The sequence below is a fragment of the Pseudomonas sp. fls2-241-TYG-175 genome (assembly GCF_030209155.1).
GTDB classification, from domain to species: Bacteria; Pseudomonadota; Gammaproteobacteria; order Pseudomonadales; family Pseudomonadaceae; genus Aquipseudomonas; species Aquipseudomonas viridiflava.
Map to the genome: position 1 here is coordinate 41,206 of NZ_JARVSO010000023.1, position 15,556 is coordinate 56,761.

The window sequence follows — 15,556 nt, forward strand, 5'->3', positions numbered from 1 at the left end:
GCGGAAGCATCATGAGACAAACTCATTTTTTTCGTGTTGATCACAAATACTATTCATGGAGCACTGACCGTGCTTGAGATACGCCACCTCAAAACCCTCCACGCCCTGCGTGAAGCCGATAGCCTCGTGGAAGCGGCCGAACGCCTGCATCTGACCCAGTCGGCGCTCTCACATCAGTTCAAGGAACTGGAAGAGCGCATGGCCATGCCGCTGTTCGTGCGCAAGACCAAACCGGTTCGGTTCACCAGTGCCGGTCTGCGCCTGCTGCAATTGGCCGACTCGCTGCTGCCTCAGCTTCGCGCTGCCGAGCGGGACATCGCGCGGCTGGCGGGCGGCACGGCGGGTCGCCTGCACATGGCCATCGAATGCCACAGCTGTTTTCAGTGGCTGATGCCGACCATCGACCAGTTCCGTGATGCCTGGCCGGAAGTGGAGCTGGATCTGTCCTCCGGTTTCTCGTTCGCCCCGCTGCCCGCGCTCGCCCGTGGCGATCTGGATCTGGTGGTGACTTCGGACCCGCTGGAGTTGCCCGGCATCACTTACGTGCCGCTGTTCACCTACGAAGCAATGCTCGCGGTGGCCAATCAGCACGCACTGGCGAGCCGACCCTACGTGGTCCCTGACGACCTGCTGACTGAAACGTTGATCACGTACCCAGTGGAGCGCGACCGGCTGGATATCTTCACGCGCTTTCTGGAGCCAGCCGACATCGAGCCCGCGCAAGTGAGGACGTCGGAACTGACCGTGATGATGATGCAACTGGTCGCCAGCGGCCGTGGCGTATGCGGCATGCCGCACTGGGCGCTGCACGAGTACAGTTCGCGCGGCTACGTCAAAGGCAAGCGGCTGGGGGAGAAGGGATTGTTCGCAACGCTTTATGCCGGTATTCGCGCCGACATGCTGGACGCGCCCTACATGCGCGATTTTCTGCTGACCGCCAAGGACACGTCATTCTCGACGCTGGATGGTGTCAGCGCGGTTCGCTGACACCTTGCCTGCAACTCAGACGACCTGGGCCTGCCGCTGCCTGTAGAGCGGCAGAATCAGGTCGCGGGTCAGCGGCGCCAGATGCAGCTCCACGTCAGTCTGCGTGCCGACCCAGATCACTTCCTCGATCTCGGCAGCAGGTACGGCCTGCGCATCGGTCATCACCTCGAACAAATGGCAATGAACCTCAAAGCCAGGCTCATTGGCGGCAGGCGCGGTGAACTCGCCGAGGAACGCGGCCTGTTGCGGATCAATGATCAGCCCCAGCTCTTCCTCCAGTTCTCTGGCCAATGCCACGGCTGCGGCTTCGCCTGGCTCGATCTTGCCGCCCGGCTGCATGAACGCCTGGGTGCCGCGCTTGCGCACCAGCAGGGTCTTGCCATCCGGAGCGATCAGCAACGCTGCCGCGATAGTAATGATCTTCATGCAAAAATATCCGTCTTTAGCAGTCGCGACTCGTCGGCGCGTTCCAGGGCCAGCGTGATCAGGTGATCGATCAGCCCGGCGTAGGAAAGACCGCTGGCCTGCCACAACTTGGGGTACATGCTGATGGAGGTGAAACCGGGGATGGTGTTGACCTCGTTGATGATGATGTCGCGCGCTTCGGTAACGAAGAAATCGACCCGAGACAGCCCCGCGCAACCAAGCACCTTGTAAGCGGTCAGCGCGACATTGCGCACCTCGTCGCTCAGATCGACCGTCAGCTCGGCCGGAATCGCGATGCGTGCCTGATCGCCGTTGAGGTATTTGGTGTCGTAGGCGTAGAACTCGTCGTTGGCGACCACTTCACCGCACACGCTGACCTGCGGGTCGCGGTTGCCCAGCACCGCACATTCCACTTCACGACCCACGATGCCCTGCTCGATCAACAGTTTGTGATCGAACTGGAAACCCAGCGCCAGCGCGGCCTCGAAACCAGCTTGGTCCATGACCTTGCTGACACCGACCGAGGAGCCCTGGCTGGCCGGTTTGACGAACATCGGCAGACCCAACTGACCGGCTACCTCAGCAAACTGAACCGTCTGACCGCGGGTCAGAACCACGAATGGCGCGACGGCAATCCCTGCATCGCGCAGCAGACGCTTGGTCACGTCCTTGTCCATGCAGGCAGCCGAGCCGAGCACGTCAGGGCCTACAAACGGAATCGCCAACAGGCGCAGCAGGCCTTGCAGCGAACCATCTTCGCCAAAGGCGCCATGAATCAGCGGAAACACCACGTCGATACGCGACAGTTGCTCACCGGACTCAACCTCGACGAACTGCCCGTCAGTGCTGCCCGGCAGAAGTGCCAGACGCTTGCCCGCAGTGCTCAGGCTGATCTTTGCCGGGTCGCCCGCGTTGAGCAGGTAATCACCTTCGTCGAACCGCAACCAGTTGCCCAGTTTGTCGACGCCGATCAGGGTCAGCTCATAGCTTTCACGATCAATTGCGTTGATCACGTTGCGCGCGGACTGCAACGAAACTTCGTGCTCGCTGGATTGCCCACCGAAAATGATGGCCACTGACTTTTTCAAAGCGGGTACTCCTGTTTTTCAGGCCGCGAAGATAAAAGCAATTCCCGCCAATAGTCCAGAGGACGAGTGGTCGCAACCCACATTCCCGGCAAAAAAAATCCCGGTCGAGGGCAATCCTGTGCGGATGGCCCCTGACCGGGACGGGTGATGGATCATTGACCTGCCGAAGCGTCTTTCTTGCTGCCAGAACCAAAGGTGGCAAAACGCTTGTTGAAGCCTGCGATCCGGCCTTCGCTGGTGGTCTTGCGTTGCTGGCCGGTGTACATCGGGTGCGATGCACTGGACACGTCGAGAGCGACGTAGGGGTACGTATTGCCGTCGGTGTGCTGCTGCGTGCGCTCTGTATCGACGGTGGAACCGATCAGAAAGTAGGCGTCGGCTGCAGTGTCGTGGAACAGCACGGTACGGTATGCGGGATGGATATCGGGTTTCATGGATGCCTCCAGGCAGCAGGTGATTTAAGCGTTATACAGTAACATAACGATATTTCCAGATGATAATGATTCCTGTCGATTGACTGCATCGGCGGGCTTGATCGAGGCCCGTGTTTCACTGCGATTGCTCGCTGGGTACGTCAACAGGAATGAAGTCCTGTGCAACCCTGCGATGCTGGTGGTTACGTCTCGATGCTGCAGAACGCCTTGCAGGAAGTGATCAGGGCCAGCACTCCACCGGACCCACGACCGCTTCATGCACAAGGCAGATGAACTAGGTTTCGTGGCGCTCGACCTGAACGAACAGGCCCTCATCCAGCACCTGCGCTGGACCAGCCTTGAAGGTCGTGAAGAGGTGTATGCCGCGACCGCACGTCTGCGACATCTCAAACCCCGCGTGCTGGAAAGCTGAACGAACGCTGCGGCACAGGCAAAAGCCATCACCGGCACGTCATTTACTGCTCACACCGATAGCGGCAATCCGCTACATTCCAAGGGCGCTTCCTGTCGACCCGCTCGTGCGAGCAGGCCGGGGGCGCAGACACTCCGGCAGCCCCGCATTCCTGCAAGTCGTCACAGGCAGGCGAAGACGGAGCGCCCAGCGTAGAAAACCGCCATTAGTCCAAGGATGTCGTATGAGCCTCTCGCTACTCAGTCGTTATGCCGTTTTCGTCGGATGCGTACTTTTCACACTGTTCAGCCTGCCGCTCTGGCACCACGAGTGGCTGTGGCCGTTCACGCTGCTGACCGCCGTCCTGAGCGTCGTGGGCATCATCGACCTGCTGCAGTCACGGCACTCGGTTCGTCGCAATTACCCGATCCTGGGCAACATCCGCTACGCCGTTGAAGCAATACGCCCCGAAATCCGCCAGTACCTGCTCGAGTCCGACAGCGACGCCCTGCCCTTCTCGCGGGCCCAGCGCTCGCTGGTGTACTCGCGCGCCAAGAACGAATCGGCAGACAAGCCCTTCGGCACGCTGATCGATGTGTATCAGACCGGTTTCGAATTCATCGGCCACTCCATGCGCCCTGCTCCGTTGAGCGACCCCAACAGCTTTCGTGTACTGATCGGCGGCCCGCAGTGCTCGCAGCCCTATTCGGCATCGATCTTCAATATCTCGGCCATGAGCTTCGGCTCGCTCAGCGCCAACGCCATCCGTGCCCTGAACAAAGGCGCCAGGCTGGGCAACTTCGCCCACGACACCGGCGAAGGCAGCATCAGTCCTTATCACCGCGAACACGGCGGCGACCTGACCTGGGAACTGGGCAGCGGCTATTTCGGTTGTCGCACGGCGGATGGCCGCTTCGACCCCGAGAAGTTCGCGGCACAGGCTACCAATCCGCAGGTGCGCATGATCGAAATCAAGATGAGCCAGGGCGCGAAACCCGGTCATGGCGGCATCCTGCCCAAACATAAAGTGACTCAGGAGATTGCAGATACCCGCGGCATACCCATGGGCGAGGACTGCATTTCGCCGTCCCGACACAGCGCGTTCTCCACGCCTTTCGAGCTGATGCAGTTCATTGCACAGTTGCGTGAGTTGTCGGGCGGCAAGCCGGTCGGCTTCAAGTTCTGTCTGGGTCATCCATGGGAATTCATGGGCATCGCCAAGGCCATGCTCGACACCGGAATCTACCCGGACTTCATCGTCGTCGACGGTACCGAGGGCGGGACCGGTGCCGCGCCAGTCGAATTCACCGATCACATGGGCACACCGATGCGTGAGGCACTGCTGTTCGTGCATAACACGCTGGTTGGCCTGAACCTGCGCAGCCAGATTCGTCTGGGTGCCAGCGGCAAGATCGTCAGTGCTTTCGACATTGCCAGCGTGCTGGCAATTGGCGCCGACTGGGCGAACTCCGCACGCGGCTTCATGTTCGCCATCGGTTGCATCCAGTCACAAAGTTGTCACACCAACAAATGCCCGACCGGCGTTGCGACTCAGGACGCGCTACGTCAGCGGGCGCTGGTGGTGCCGGACAAGGCCGAGCGGGTGTACAACTTCCATCGCAACACCCTCAAGGGGCTGGCTGAAATGCTTGCGGCGGCAGGCCTGGATAACCCTTCGCAACTGGAAGCCAAACATCTGGTACGACGCATGTCAGCCACAGAAATCAAACTGTTCTCGCAAACCCACGTCTTCCTGCAACCGGGGCAGTTGCTGAACGGCGTGCAAGACGACAGCTTCTATTCAAGGATGTGGCGGATGGCCCGCGCCGACAGTTTCGAACCGGCCGATGAAGTGGCGTAGGACTGCATCTGGAGACATTCTGTAATAGCCTGATTTTGCAATTGGCATGATTTAACGCCACCCTGCCGCGCCGCCGAGAGAGACAGACTGGCGGCGCGGAACCTCAGCCCTGTGCGGCTCATCTTATTAGCAACTTTCAAGAGTCCACCGTTATGACTAACGGACGCGATCATCGAATCGACTTCTTTCGAGGCCTGGCCCTGATCTTCATCTTCTGGGATCACGTGCCGGACAACCCTCTGGCCCAACTGACCGTGCGCAATTTCGGCTTCAGTGATGCGGCGGAGATCTTTGTGTTTCTGGCGGGCTATGCGGCCATTCTGGCCTACGGGCGCATTGCACGGCGCGAAGGGCTGCTGGTTGCAGGCGTGCGGATCCTGCGGCGCACCTGGGTGCTGTATGTGGTGCACATCTTTCTGCTGACCCTGCTGATGGGCATCGTGTTCGTCGCCAACAACCACGTCGAAACCCGCGACATGGTGCAGCAAATGGGCCTCGAATATTTCGTCGGCAATCCGCAACAGGCATTGGCCGACGAACTCCTGCTGCGCTTCAAACCCAACCTGACCGACCCGCTGCCGCTCTACATCGTACTGCTGCTTGCCTTGCCGCTGATCCTGCCTTTGATGCTGCGCAAGCTGGAACTGGCGGTGGGGCTGTCGATTGCGCTGTACATGATGGTGCCGCTATTTGGCTGGAATCTGCGCGCTTACGAAGGCGGCGGTGTCTGGTACTTCAATCCGGTCGCTTGGCAGTTGCTGTTCGTGCTCGGGGGCGCCTGCGCGCTGCGGGCTGAAACGTACGTCGCCAAAGAACGCCGCCCGTTGCATAGGCAACCGTTATTCATCGTATCTGCCGTTTATGTGCTGATCGCAGGCGCACTGACTTTCAGCGAAAAATGGCCGGGCCTGCACACAGTACTGGTGTCGACGCTACAAGTGGAAGCCTTCTACCCCATCAGCAAGACCGACCTCGCACCGGTTCGCCTGCTGCACTTCCTGGCGCTGGTCTACGTGGTTGCCCGCCTGCTGCCCACCACCAGTACCTGGCTCGATAACTGGCCCGCCCGCCAGACCTGCCGCATGGGCCGCTACTCACTGGAAGTCTTCTGCCTGGGCGTACTGTTGGCACCTTTGGCCGACATGGCCAATGCCCTGGCGGGTGACACCTGGCCGATGCAAGTGACCACCGCAGTGATCGGGTTGGGACTGATGATGCTCATGGCCAACGGACTCGAACTCAACAAACGCTTCGACAAAGCGCCCCGCCTGTTGCCCACCTGAGAACAGCCTCACACTCAACAGCCCTTTCGGAAGTTTCCTACTGCTTTATCAGGCCAAGTTTTTCTGGACATGGCCGTTATCCGGTATGAACTCAACGGGAGGGCAATGCCTTGAATATCAATACCGTGACAAGCTATGTAAGCACACTAACGTCTGAAAGACCGTTCCAGAATAGGGAGGTAGGAAATATCAGTAGGGATATCGTCGCCCTGTCGATTCCCCCAGAAAATCTGATGCTGCCATTCAAAGCTGTCCGCGATCCGAATGAGGAGTTTTACCATTACGAAAAAGCGCCTTGGCTGACCGAACAAGCCCAAGGCGATATGGACAACTACCTCACGCATATTTCCAGTGAATTTTTCGAAGTTAGCCGACAAGAATTTCTGAAGGAGGAAATCGGGAGGTTTCAAGAATCCGTCTGCAGAATGTTCGACGACTTTCACGACTTCAAGCAGCAGCTTTCCTACCTCAACCCGGAGCTTACCAAAAAACACTACGGTTTCACGCTCGGCTTCGATGAACACATCAAGGTAACCGACCCGGACGGTGTATTGACGCCCGCCGAGCATACTTACCTTACCGAGGAGCTTAACAAGCGTCAGCCGCTCAAGGATGCGCTGGTCAACAATGCCAAGAGCATCATGACGCTGCTGGACCATTACCCGGAAAAATTCGGCACTGAGCACACACTCAATCTTGAAGGCTTCAGCAAGGTTATCGATTACGGCCAGGTATTCAGCCGCAATACCATCGGCAATTTCATGGACACCATCATCTACCAGATCGAACGTAATGCCCCTAAACGCGAGGTCGTGGAGGGCGCGCAGGTGGATGTTCACGTTTGAATTGAGAAAGGCTTCACTACGAAACATCGTTTCGGAAATGCCCTACAGCGTTATCAGACCAAGGTTTACCCTGACTGCCGTTATCAAGGAAGCGTCATCCATTCAACAAGGAGCGAGACATGAATATCAACAGCGCTATTGTAATGCCATTGAAACCTTACATGCCAGCGCCTGACCGTGTACCTCAGGCGAACGAACCGGCACCATCCGACGTACTGACGGATCAGCAAAAGAAAGAAGCTTTTGCAAAAGAGTTTTACACGAGGGAGGAAGAGCCATGGAAGGGGAAGTTCTTCAGATATAGCGATGACACCGTGAAAAATGAAATGCGCGAGATGACGAAAGATCGATATTTAATTTTTACAGAACTGGAGGTTTGTAATGAACTAGGCAACCAATACGCATTTTTTAATCTCTTTAAAGCGCAGGTTTCAGATACACGGCCCGATTTGGCAGAGAAAAGCTTCAGCTTCACTCTTGGCGACGACGCGGAGATCAAAATACTGGACTCCGGAAAAAGTCTAAGCGATGACGACTTGAAGTGGTTGACCAGAGCCATCAACTCCGACGTCGACTTCAAAAGCTCGGTCAGACAAGGTGCGAAGCTTATCATGAGCCTCATTGACCACGACCCCAAAAATTTTTCGGGGAAAACCAACCTTACCCTCTTAAACTTTCAGGATATTGTCGACCTCGGGAAGGTACTCTCAGACCCAATCGACATGACAGAAGGATGGATGAAGCAAGTAAAGGAGCATGACGAGAAAAACCGGGACTCCCTGATCGATACCTACGCGTAGGAGCTCCAAAACGCTCTCCGCAAGCGAGAAGCTCGTAGAGCAACCATTGATAGATAGCACGCTTAACTTGAGAAAACGGTCACACCACAGCGCACTCTCGGAAATGTCCTACAGGGTTATCAGGCCAAGGTTTTTAATTCACTGCCGTTATCAAGGAAGCGTCATCCATTCAACAAGGAGCGAGACATGAATATCAACAGCGCCACTCCAATGACCATGAAACCTTACATGCTAGCGCCTGACCGTGCACCTCAGACGACCGAACAGGTGCCATCCGACGTAATGACGGATCAGCAAAAGAAAGAAGCTTTTGCAAAAGAGTTTTACACGAGGGAGGAAGAACCTTGGAAAGGAAGGCTCGTCAGATATAGCGATGACACCGTAAAAAACGAAATGCGCGAGATGACGAAAGAGCAGTATTTAACTTTTGCGAGCATGGAGGCTAGCATTGAACTCAGCAACCAATATTCATTTTTTTGCTACTTCAAAGAACATATTTTAGATGCGCGGCCTGACCTGGCAGAGAAAAACTTCAGCTTCACTCTTGGCGACGACGCGGAGATCAAAATACTGGACTCCGGAAAAAGTCTGAGCGATGACGACTTGAAATGGTTGACCAGAGCCATCAACTCCGACGTCGACTTCAAAAGCTCGGTCAGACAAGGTGCGAAGCTTATCATGAGCCTTGTTGACCACGACCCCAAAAACTTTTCAGGGAAAACGAACCTCACCCTTTTAAATTTTCAGGATATTATCGACCTTGGGAAGGTGATTTCAGACCCAATCGACATGACTGAAGGATGGATGAAGCAAGTAAAGGAGCATGACGAGAAAAACCGGGACTCCCTGATCGATACCTACGCGTAGGAGTTCCAAAAAAAGACGCTCTGCAGCCAAGCGGAGCGCCCTTTTTAAAATTTACGGCCTTGCATGCAAATTGGTTAGCCAGCGCTTACACAAATGCCCTAGCTTAAACGTGTAAACTTTGTCTTCCAGACGACCCGTTAAAATATTGCTAGCGCTGTAATCCCCCTTCCCGTAAAGCGTACTCCATGTAAATCTGGTCTTGTCGGTGAATTCATAAATATCGTTTGCTGGCCAACCTCCTTCACAACGGTTGAATTCAATCAGCCGTGATATCTTCCCTTCTTTATCGGATGTAAAGATTTCATGAATCTCTTCTTTAGTGCCCGTAGTCAGTGAAAATTTTAGCTGGCCACCCTCCAACGGATACGCCTTACTGTCCGTAAAAGTTGCCTCCAGCGTCGCCTCTTTGAACGCCTGAGTCGCAAGAAATCCTTCTAGGTACGGCTGAAAAGCCGAAATCGGCAAAATGCCTTTCTCGTTGAGCAGGTCGTAATTCATGTGAGGAAACGATCCGAACACGATTCTGTACTTAGTGCTCTCAAAATTGGCCCCATCAACGGCGGAGACGCGGACGTTGACCTGAGAACCGGGGTTCAAGCCAGATATCTTATAAGCGCCTGCATAGGGCTTACGCTTCCACTCGCCGCCATCAACTTGATATTCAACTTTCCAGAGTTTGTCGTATTGACTGCCGGGCGTTGCCAACAAAACATTCTGACCGCGAATCGCAGTAAAGCTGTACTGATGGACCGCCGAAGTACTCTCCAGTGTCTGGGTAATCTCGTGAATCTTGTCGGAGAGCACGACCACGCCTGGAGTTTCCGCACGCAGCGTCGATGTTTCCTGTTGAGCATCCGGCACAACACCTGCAACATCGCTTTCGCCCTGTGCAAATGCATGGCAGGACATCGCCAGAAACAGTCCAGACAAGAGCAAGCGGCCTGTAGCGCTTTTATTGTTATCCATCTTAAATCCTCAACTTCAATCCGTTAATTTATGTCAGGCATCATTGCCACTGACTGCCTGGACGTAATCAGTTGAGTCGCTGAAGATCAATACCAAAAACAACTTTACGGAAACATCCTACACATTAATAACTCGCAAATTTTATATATATACCGCAGATCGGCCTTTCCTGGTTTCCACTGGCTCGAATCTGGCTGACTACCCCTTAACGCCTGCAACGCCCTCTAAATTCCTCCTGACAATTTCTCCTGCAATCCCGCCCAGCGTCTAAGCTTGTCTCAGGTGCGTTAACAGGGTGACGGGCCATCGACTATGGGCGTATTCAGGCATTCCGATAGCAGGCAAGATGTGATTTCCGCTGACCGTCAGGATGACCCACGCGCGCCGAAGCATCCCCCTCGTAAACGTTACGGATGGCGGGTGTTCTGGGTGGTCGTGGCATTGGGAGGTGTAGCGCTGGGTGCAGCGGTGGCGGTCGAGAGCCGCAGTTCCAGGCTTCAGGCCCGGGAGTTCAGCCGTTTTGCCGCCAACCTCAGTTACTCGGTGCAGCCTGGACCGAGCACGGATGTTGTGTACCCGGGTGACGGGCCTTTCGACAAACGTCTGGGATATTCCTCGCTGGACGACTTCCTGCCGCGTCTGCTGAAGCGCGATTACGTGATCACCCGACAGGTGCGCTTTTCACCCGAGTTGATGCGTTACAGCCAGCGCGGTTTCTTTGTGCCCTATCAGGAAAAGATTCAGGCGGGGCTGTCGATCACCGACTGTCGGGGCGCGCCACTGTATGAGTTCCGCTATCCACAGCAGTTTTACCCAGCCTTCGCCGACATTCCGCCAGTGGTGGTGCACAGCCTGCTGTTCATCGAAAACCGCGACCTGCTCGACCCGCAGCAGCCGCTGGCCAACCCGGCAGTGGACTGGCCGCGCTTTGCCAAGGCGGCGTGGTCGCAGATCGCGAGAATGCTGTCACTGCCCGGCCAGTCGGCAGGCGGCAGTACGCTGGCCACGCAGTTGGAAAAGTACCGTCACTCGCCGGACGGACTGACGCAATCGGGCTCGGAGAAGATCCGGCAGATGATCTCTGCCAGTGTCCGGGCCTACCAGCCGGGCGCGCAGACGCTGGAGGCGCGCCAGCATGTGGTTCGGGATTACCTCAACAGCGTGCCGTTGTCGGCCGTGCCCGGGCATGGCGAGGTACACGGTCTGGCCGAGGGGCTGCGGGTCTGGTTCGGTGCGGACTTTGCCAGAACCAACGAAATTCTCGCGTCCAGTCCTGCCGACAGCAAAGGCCTGGCCGAGAAGGCGCTGGCCCTGCGCGAGGTGCTGTCACTGGTGATTGCCCAGCGCCGCCCTTCTCACTATCTGGCCAAGGGTCGACTTGAACTGGCAGAGCTTACCGACAGCCACATTCGCTTGCTGGCGCAGGCCAACGTCATCGATCAACCCCTCGCCGACGCAGCGCTGGCGGCGACGGTCACTTATCGCGACTGGGTGCAGCAGCCTACGATTCAACCGATCGAAACCAACAAGGGCATCAGCGTTGCGCGTACCCGTCTGTCGAACCTGCTGAATCGGCCCCTTTACGACCTGGACCGTCTCGACCTGTCGGCCACCAGCACCCTGCACGGCCAGTTGCAGACTCAGGTCAGCCAGTACCTGCGTGATCTGGCCGACCCGGAGTTCGCCCGCAGCATGGGGCTGATGGGCGAGCGGCTGTTGTCGCCGGCCAGCACCGCGCAGGTGCGCTACAGCTTTACCCTTTTCGAGCGCGGCGCCGATGGCTCGCGGGTCAGGGTGCAGACCGACAGCACCGACCAGCCCTTCGACATCAACGAGGGCAGCAAGCTGGAGCTGGGCTCGACCGCCAAGATGCGGGTGCTGACGACCTATCTGGAAATCATTGCCGAGTTGCATGGGCGCTACGCCGACATGAGCGTTGCGCAGCTGCGAAAAGTCCCGATTGAAGAACCGGATCGCCTCACGCGCTGGTCAGTGGATTATCTGCTGCAGAACAAGGACCGCGACCTGTCGAAGATGCTCGCGGCGGCGCTGGACCGTACGTACTCGGCCAGCCCCGGAGAAGCCTTCTTCACCGGCGGCGGTATGCATCGCTTCAACAACTTCAGACATGAAGACGACGGACGCATCCCGACCTTGCGCGAATCGCTGCGCGAGTCGATCAACCTGCCGTTCATTCGCCTGATGCGCGACGTGGTGCGCTACAGCACCTATCAAGCGCCCAGCAATAGCGCGGCGTTGCTCAAGGACGACGACAACCCGCGTCGTCAGGAATACCTGAGCCAGTTCGCCGACCGTGAAGGCACTGTGTTCCTGCTGCGCTTCTGGAAACGCTACAAGGACAAGACCACGCAGGAACGCCTCGACACCTTTCTGGATGGCATTCATCCCACCGCCATTCGCCTGGCTGCCGTGCATCGTTACCTGCTGCCTGGCGCCGACCGCACGACCTTCAATGCCTTCGTTCGTGCGCACCTTGAAGACACGAGAGCGACGTCGAAACTGACCGAAAAACGTCTGGCGGATCTGTATGACAGTTACGGCCCCGGCGCCTATGACCTGCCCGATCAAGGCTACGTCGCGCGGGTACATCCGCTGGACCTGTGGCTGGTGGGCTATCTGCTCAAGCATCCCGACGCCCAGTTCAAGGACGCCGTGGCCGCCAGCCGTTTCGAGCGCCAGGAAGTCTATGGCTGGTTGTTCAAGAGTCGGCACAAGGGTGCGCGCGACAGCCGCATCCGCACGATGATGGAGGTCGAGGCGTTTCTGGACATCGAGCAGCGGTGGCAGCGTGTGGGTTATCCGTTCGACCATCTGGTGCCTTCGCTGGCAACCGCCATCGGCAGCTCCGGCGATCGTCCGGCCGCACTCGCCGAGTTGATCGGCATCATCCAGAACGATGGCATCCGCCTGCCCGCGGTACGCATCGACAGCCTGCATTTTGCCGCCGACACGCCTTACGAAACCGAACTGACCATCAACCCGGAACTGGGCGAACGGGTGTTGCCATCCGAAGTCGCCGCAGCCATGCGCGAGGCGCTGTCCCAGGTGGTGGACGGCGGTACGGCGAAACGCGTGCAGGGCACGTTCAAAATGCAGGATGGCAGCGTGCTGGCGATGGGTGGCAAGACCGGCACCGGGGATAACCGGATAGAGAGCATCGGCGCAGGCGGACGCATCCTCAGCTCGCGGGCCGTCAACCGCACGGCGACGTTCGTGTTCTACATCGGCGACAACCATTTCGGCACGCTGACGGCTTTCGTTCCAGGCCGTGCTGCCGAAGGCTTTCGCTTCACCTCGGCACTGCCAGTGCAAGTCCTCAAGGGCATGGCGCCGATATTGACGCCATATCTGGAAGATCACGGAAAGGCGATGTGCAGCTCGCCGTCTACCGGAGAAATCACAGGGACGTGAGTCCGTTACCGTTCGTCATCCACTTTTGCAGAACCATTTAGATATATCTTAAGGTATATCTAACTTGTACAGACAGAGAGATGAAGACCATGCGTGATGACGCTCATCACCCCCACCCTCGCCCCCCACACGCTCGTGAAGACCGAGACGGTTTTGAAAAACGTCCCGGCCGTGAACGCGGTGGACGCGGCCCGCGTGTGTTTGCCCCGGGCGATCTGAAATTACTGCTGCTGGCGCTGATCGCCGAGCAGCCCGCCCACGGCTATGACCTGATCCGCAAGATCGAAGGTCTGTTCGATGGCGCCTACTGCCCAAGCCCCGGCGTGATCTATCCGACCCTGACCTTTCTGGAAGAAAGCGAACTGGTCACCGGCGACGCTCAGGCGGGCAAAAAGCTGTACACCGTGACCGAGGCCGGTCGCACGTCCCTGCTGGAACAGACCGTTGCACTGGACGGCGTACGCACCCGCATCGAGGTCAGCAAGCGCTCGCTGCGGGGCCACGACCGACCGCCGGAAATCCACGAAGCGGTGCACAACCTGCGCCACGCCATGCACATGCACGACGGCCGCTGGAGCCCGGAAGAAATCATTCGGGTCCGCGACCTGCTCAACAACACCGCCAAGGCCATCGTCGATGGGCCGCAATCAGCCTCGGAGCCGTCGCAATGACTTCAGACCACACGACCCAGGAACAATCGATCCACCGCGTCATGCATGAAATCAAACGTCGCAAGCTAAAAGTGCTGCGCGTGACTCAACTGACGCCGCTGATGCGCCGCATCACCTTGCAAGGCCCGGAGCTGAGCGGCTTCATCAGCCTGGGCACCGACGACCACGTCAAACTGTTCTTTCCACGCACGCCCCAGGAGCAGGAGGCGCTGGAAACCCTGACGCCTGGCAGCGACAAGGACGCGCCACGCCCACCGATGCGTGACTACACGCCGCGTCGCTATGACGAAGCCACGGGCGAACTCGATATCGATTTCGTGCTGCATGGCGAAGGCCCGGCCGCCACCTGGGCAGCGCAGGCTGAACCGGGACAGTTCCTGCACATTGCCGGCCCCAAGGGTTCGATGGTGGTGCCGGACATGTTCGACAGTTACCTGTTGATCGGCGATGAAACCGCCATTCCGGCCATCGCCCGTCGTCTGGAGTCGCTGCCGGCCAACCGCGCTGCGCTGGTGGTGGTCGAGGTGGCGAACGAACAGGAACAGCAGGTATTCCGGAGCGCGGCCCAGGTCGATGTGATCTGGATTGTGCGCGGCGAACAGAACCTGATCGATGTGACGCGTCGTCTGGAAATGCCCGAAGGCAGGCTCTACGCCTGGGTGGCCACGGAATCCGGCCTGTCGCGCAAGCTGCGTCGGGTATTGCTGGAGGAGTTCGGGCTCGACGAAGCGTTCGTCAAGGCCGCCGGTTACTGGAAGCTGGACGGCGAAGACACGTAAATCGAAATGGTCTGGCGCGCTTGGCTGCGCCAGACTAAGCAGCGGTCCTCTTCATTTCTGACGACGCGACGCCCAGCGATCCATACCCACCAGTATCAACGCGATCACCACGAACCCCAGCAACACACCCAGCGCGTTGATGAAGGCTTTGGTGAAACCGATCGTGCCGATATCGATGAACGGGTACATGTAATCGCCGATCACATCGCCGCGCAGCAGGATGTAGGCGAAGTACACAATCGGGTACAGCGCCCATAACAACACATGCTTCAGGCGCAACAGCCCCTTGGGCACGCACAGCCACCAGTACGCCAGAAAGGTCAGCGGCATCACGTCATGCAGCAATTCGTCGGCGATGAACTGCCAGCCTTGCGGGTGCCATAAATGGCGCAACAGGATGTTGTAGGCAATGCCGACCACGGCGATGCTCACCGCGATGCCGCTGCACACCACAGGATCGCGAAAGAACCTGTGCCCCGCCGACTGTCGCTGGCTGAGCGCACAGCTCAGCGCGACCGCCACCAGCGTATTGGTGAGCACGGTAAAGAAGCTGAAAAACCGGACCAGTCCTCCCAGCAAGCTGGCGTGATCCATCCAGCGGCCGATCAGAATCAGATACAGCTGAATCGCAAGCCCCGACCAGCCCAGACAGGCGGCCAGCAGGAGGATGTAACGCTGCCGTTGGGAACGAGGCAGGTGGTGACTGTGCATCGGTGTGCTTCCTTG

Annotated in this window: 15 protein-coding genes; 10 read left to right on the plus strand and 5 right to left on the minus strand. The window is 57.8% G+C overall.

Features of this window, described 5'->3' with window-relative positions; all coding sequences use genetic code 11:
* Positions 1-69: 69 nt before the first annotated feature.
* Complete coding sequence (gene metR / locus QRN20_RS17005) at positions 70-987, plus strand: transcriptional regulator MetR (RefSeq protein WP_025993876.1); 918 nt, start codon at positions 70-72, stop codon at positions 985-987.
* Between the two features lie 15 nt (positions 988-1,002).
* On the opposite strand, the gene QRN20_RS17010 is transcribed toward metR, so the two are convergent.
* From QRN20_RS17010 to QRN20_RS17020, 3 genes are all read right to left on the minus strand, one after another.
* Positions 1,003-1,413: an NUDIX hydrolase gene (locus QRN20_RS17010; RefSeq protein WP_058431768.1), complete on the minus strand. Its 411-nt coding sequence runs from the start codon at positions 1,411-1,413 to the stop codon at positions 1,003-1,005.
* Positions 1,410-2,501, minus strand: coding sequence for a D-alanine--D-alanine ligase (gene ddlA, locus QRN20_RS17015; protein ID WP_122499812.1), 1,092 nt, complete (start codon positions 2,499-2,501; stop codon positions 1,410-1,412). Before ddlA ends, QRN20_RS17010 begins: the two co-directional genes overlap by 4 nt.
* 152 nt (positions 2,502-2,653) lie before the next feature.
* The gene (locus QRN20_RS17020) at positions 2,654-2,935 is read right to left on the minus strand and encodes a type B 50S ribosomal protein L31 (protein ID WP_004881843.1); all 282 of its coding nucleotides are present in this window, start codon (positions 2,933-2,935) and stop codon (positions 2,654-2,656) included.
* Between the two features lie 256 nt (positions 2,936-3,191).
* Between QRN20_RS17020 and QRN20_RS17025 the strand changes: the two genes are divergently transcribed.
* The 6 genes from QRN20_RS17025 (at position 3,192) to QRN20_RS17050 (ending at position 8,982) form a co-directional block, all read left to right on the plus strand.
* Positions 3,192-3,347 carry a hypothetical protein gene (locus tag QRN20_RS17025; RefSeq protein ID WP_162863622.1) on the plus strand — a complete coding sequence of 52 codons (156 nt, stop codon included), beginning with the start codon at positions 3,192-3,194 and terminating at the stop codon, positions 3,345-3,347.
* A 223-nt stretch (positions 3,348-3,570) separates the two neighbouring features.
* Positions 3,571-5,187, plus strand: coding sequence for an FMN-binding glutamate synthase family protein (locus QRN20_RS17030; protein ID WP_122413865.1), 1,617 nt, complete (start codon positions 3,571-3,573; stop codon positions 5,185-5,187).
* Between the two features lie 152 nt (positions 5,188-5,339).
* On the plus strand, positions 5,340-6,470 hold the full coding sequence (locus tag QRN20_RS17035) for an OpgC domain-containing protein (protein WP_122517363.1): 1,131 nt from the start codon (positions 5,340-5,342) through the stop codon (positions 6,468-6,470).
* 233 nt (positions 6,471-6,703) lie between these two features.
* Positions 6,704-7,315, plus strand: a complete 612-nt coding sequence (locus QRN20_RS17040; RefSeq protein WP_240996176.1) for a hypothetical protein — start codon at positions 6,704-6,706, stop codon at positions 7,313-7,315.
* Positions 7,316-7,434: 119 nt separating this feature from the next.
* A complete protein-coding gene (locus QRN20_RS17045) occupies positions 7,435-8,115 on the plus strand; it encodes a hypothetical protein (protein WP_122499808.1) in 681 nt (226 codons plus the stop codon).
* A 186-nt stretch (positions 8,116-8,301) separates the two neighbouring features.
* Positions 8,302-8,982: a hypothetical protein gene (locus QRN20_RS17050; RefSeq protein WP_122499806.1), complete on the plus strand. Its 681-nt coding sequence runs from the start codon at positions 8,302-8,304 to the stop codon at positions 8,980-8,982.
* 51 nt (positions 8,983-9,033) lie between these two features.
* Here the strand turns inward: QRN20_RS17050 and QRN20_RS17055 are convergent, their stop codons facing one another.
* On the minus strand, positions 9,034-9,948 hold the full coding sequence (locus QRN20_RS17055) for a fibronectin type III domain-containing protein (RefSeq protein ID WP_285360831.1): 915 nt from the start codon (positions 9,946-9,948) through the stop codon (positions 9,034-9,036).
* Positions 9,949-10,260: 312 nt separating this feature from the next.
* Here QRN20_RS17055 and QRN20_RS17060 point away from each other — a divergent pair, with 312 nt between their 5' ends.
* The 3 genes from QRN20_RS17060 (at position 10,261) to QRN20_RS17070 (ending at position 14,830) form a co-directional block, all read left to right on the plus strand.
* Positions 10,261-13,380, plus strand: a complete 3,120-nt coding sequence (locus QRN20_RS17060; RefSeq protein WP_285360832.1) for a transglycosylase domain-containing protein — start codon at positions 10,261-10,263, stop codon at positions 13,378-13,380.
* Between the two features lie 80 nt (positions 13,381-13,460).
* Positions 13,461-14,051, plus strand: coding sequence for a PadR family transcriptional regulator (locus tag QRN20_RS17065; protein ID WP_088234696.1), 591 nt, complete (start codon positions 13,461-13,463; stop codon positions 14,049-14,051).
* Positions 14,048-14,830, plus strand: coding sequence for a siderophore-interacting protein (locus tag QRN20_RS17070; protein ID WP_088234695.1), 783 nt, complete (start codon positions 14,048-14,050; stop codon positions 14,828-14,830). Before QRN20_RS17065 ends, QRN20_RS17070 begins: the two co-directional genes overlap by 4 nt.
* Before the next feature lie 51 nt (positions 14,831-14,881).
* On the opposite strand, the gene QRN20_RS17075 is transcribed toward QRN20_RS17070, so the two are convergent.
* The gene (locus QRN20_RS17075; protein WP_043306246.1) at positions 14,882-15,541 is read right to left on the minus strand and encodes a Pr6Pr family membrane protein; all 660 of its coding nucleotides are present in this window, start codon (positions 15,539-15,541) and stop codon (positions 14,882-14,884) included.
* Positions 15,542-15,556 lie beyond the last annotated feature (15 nt).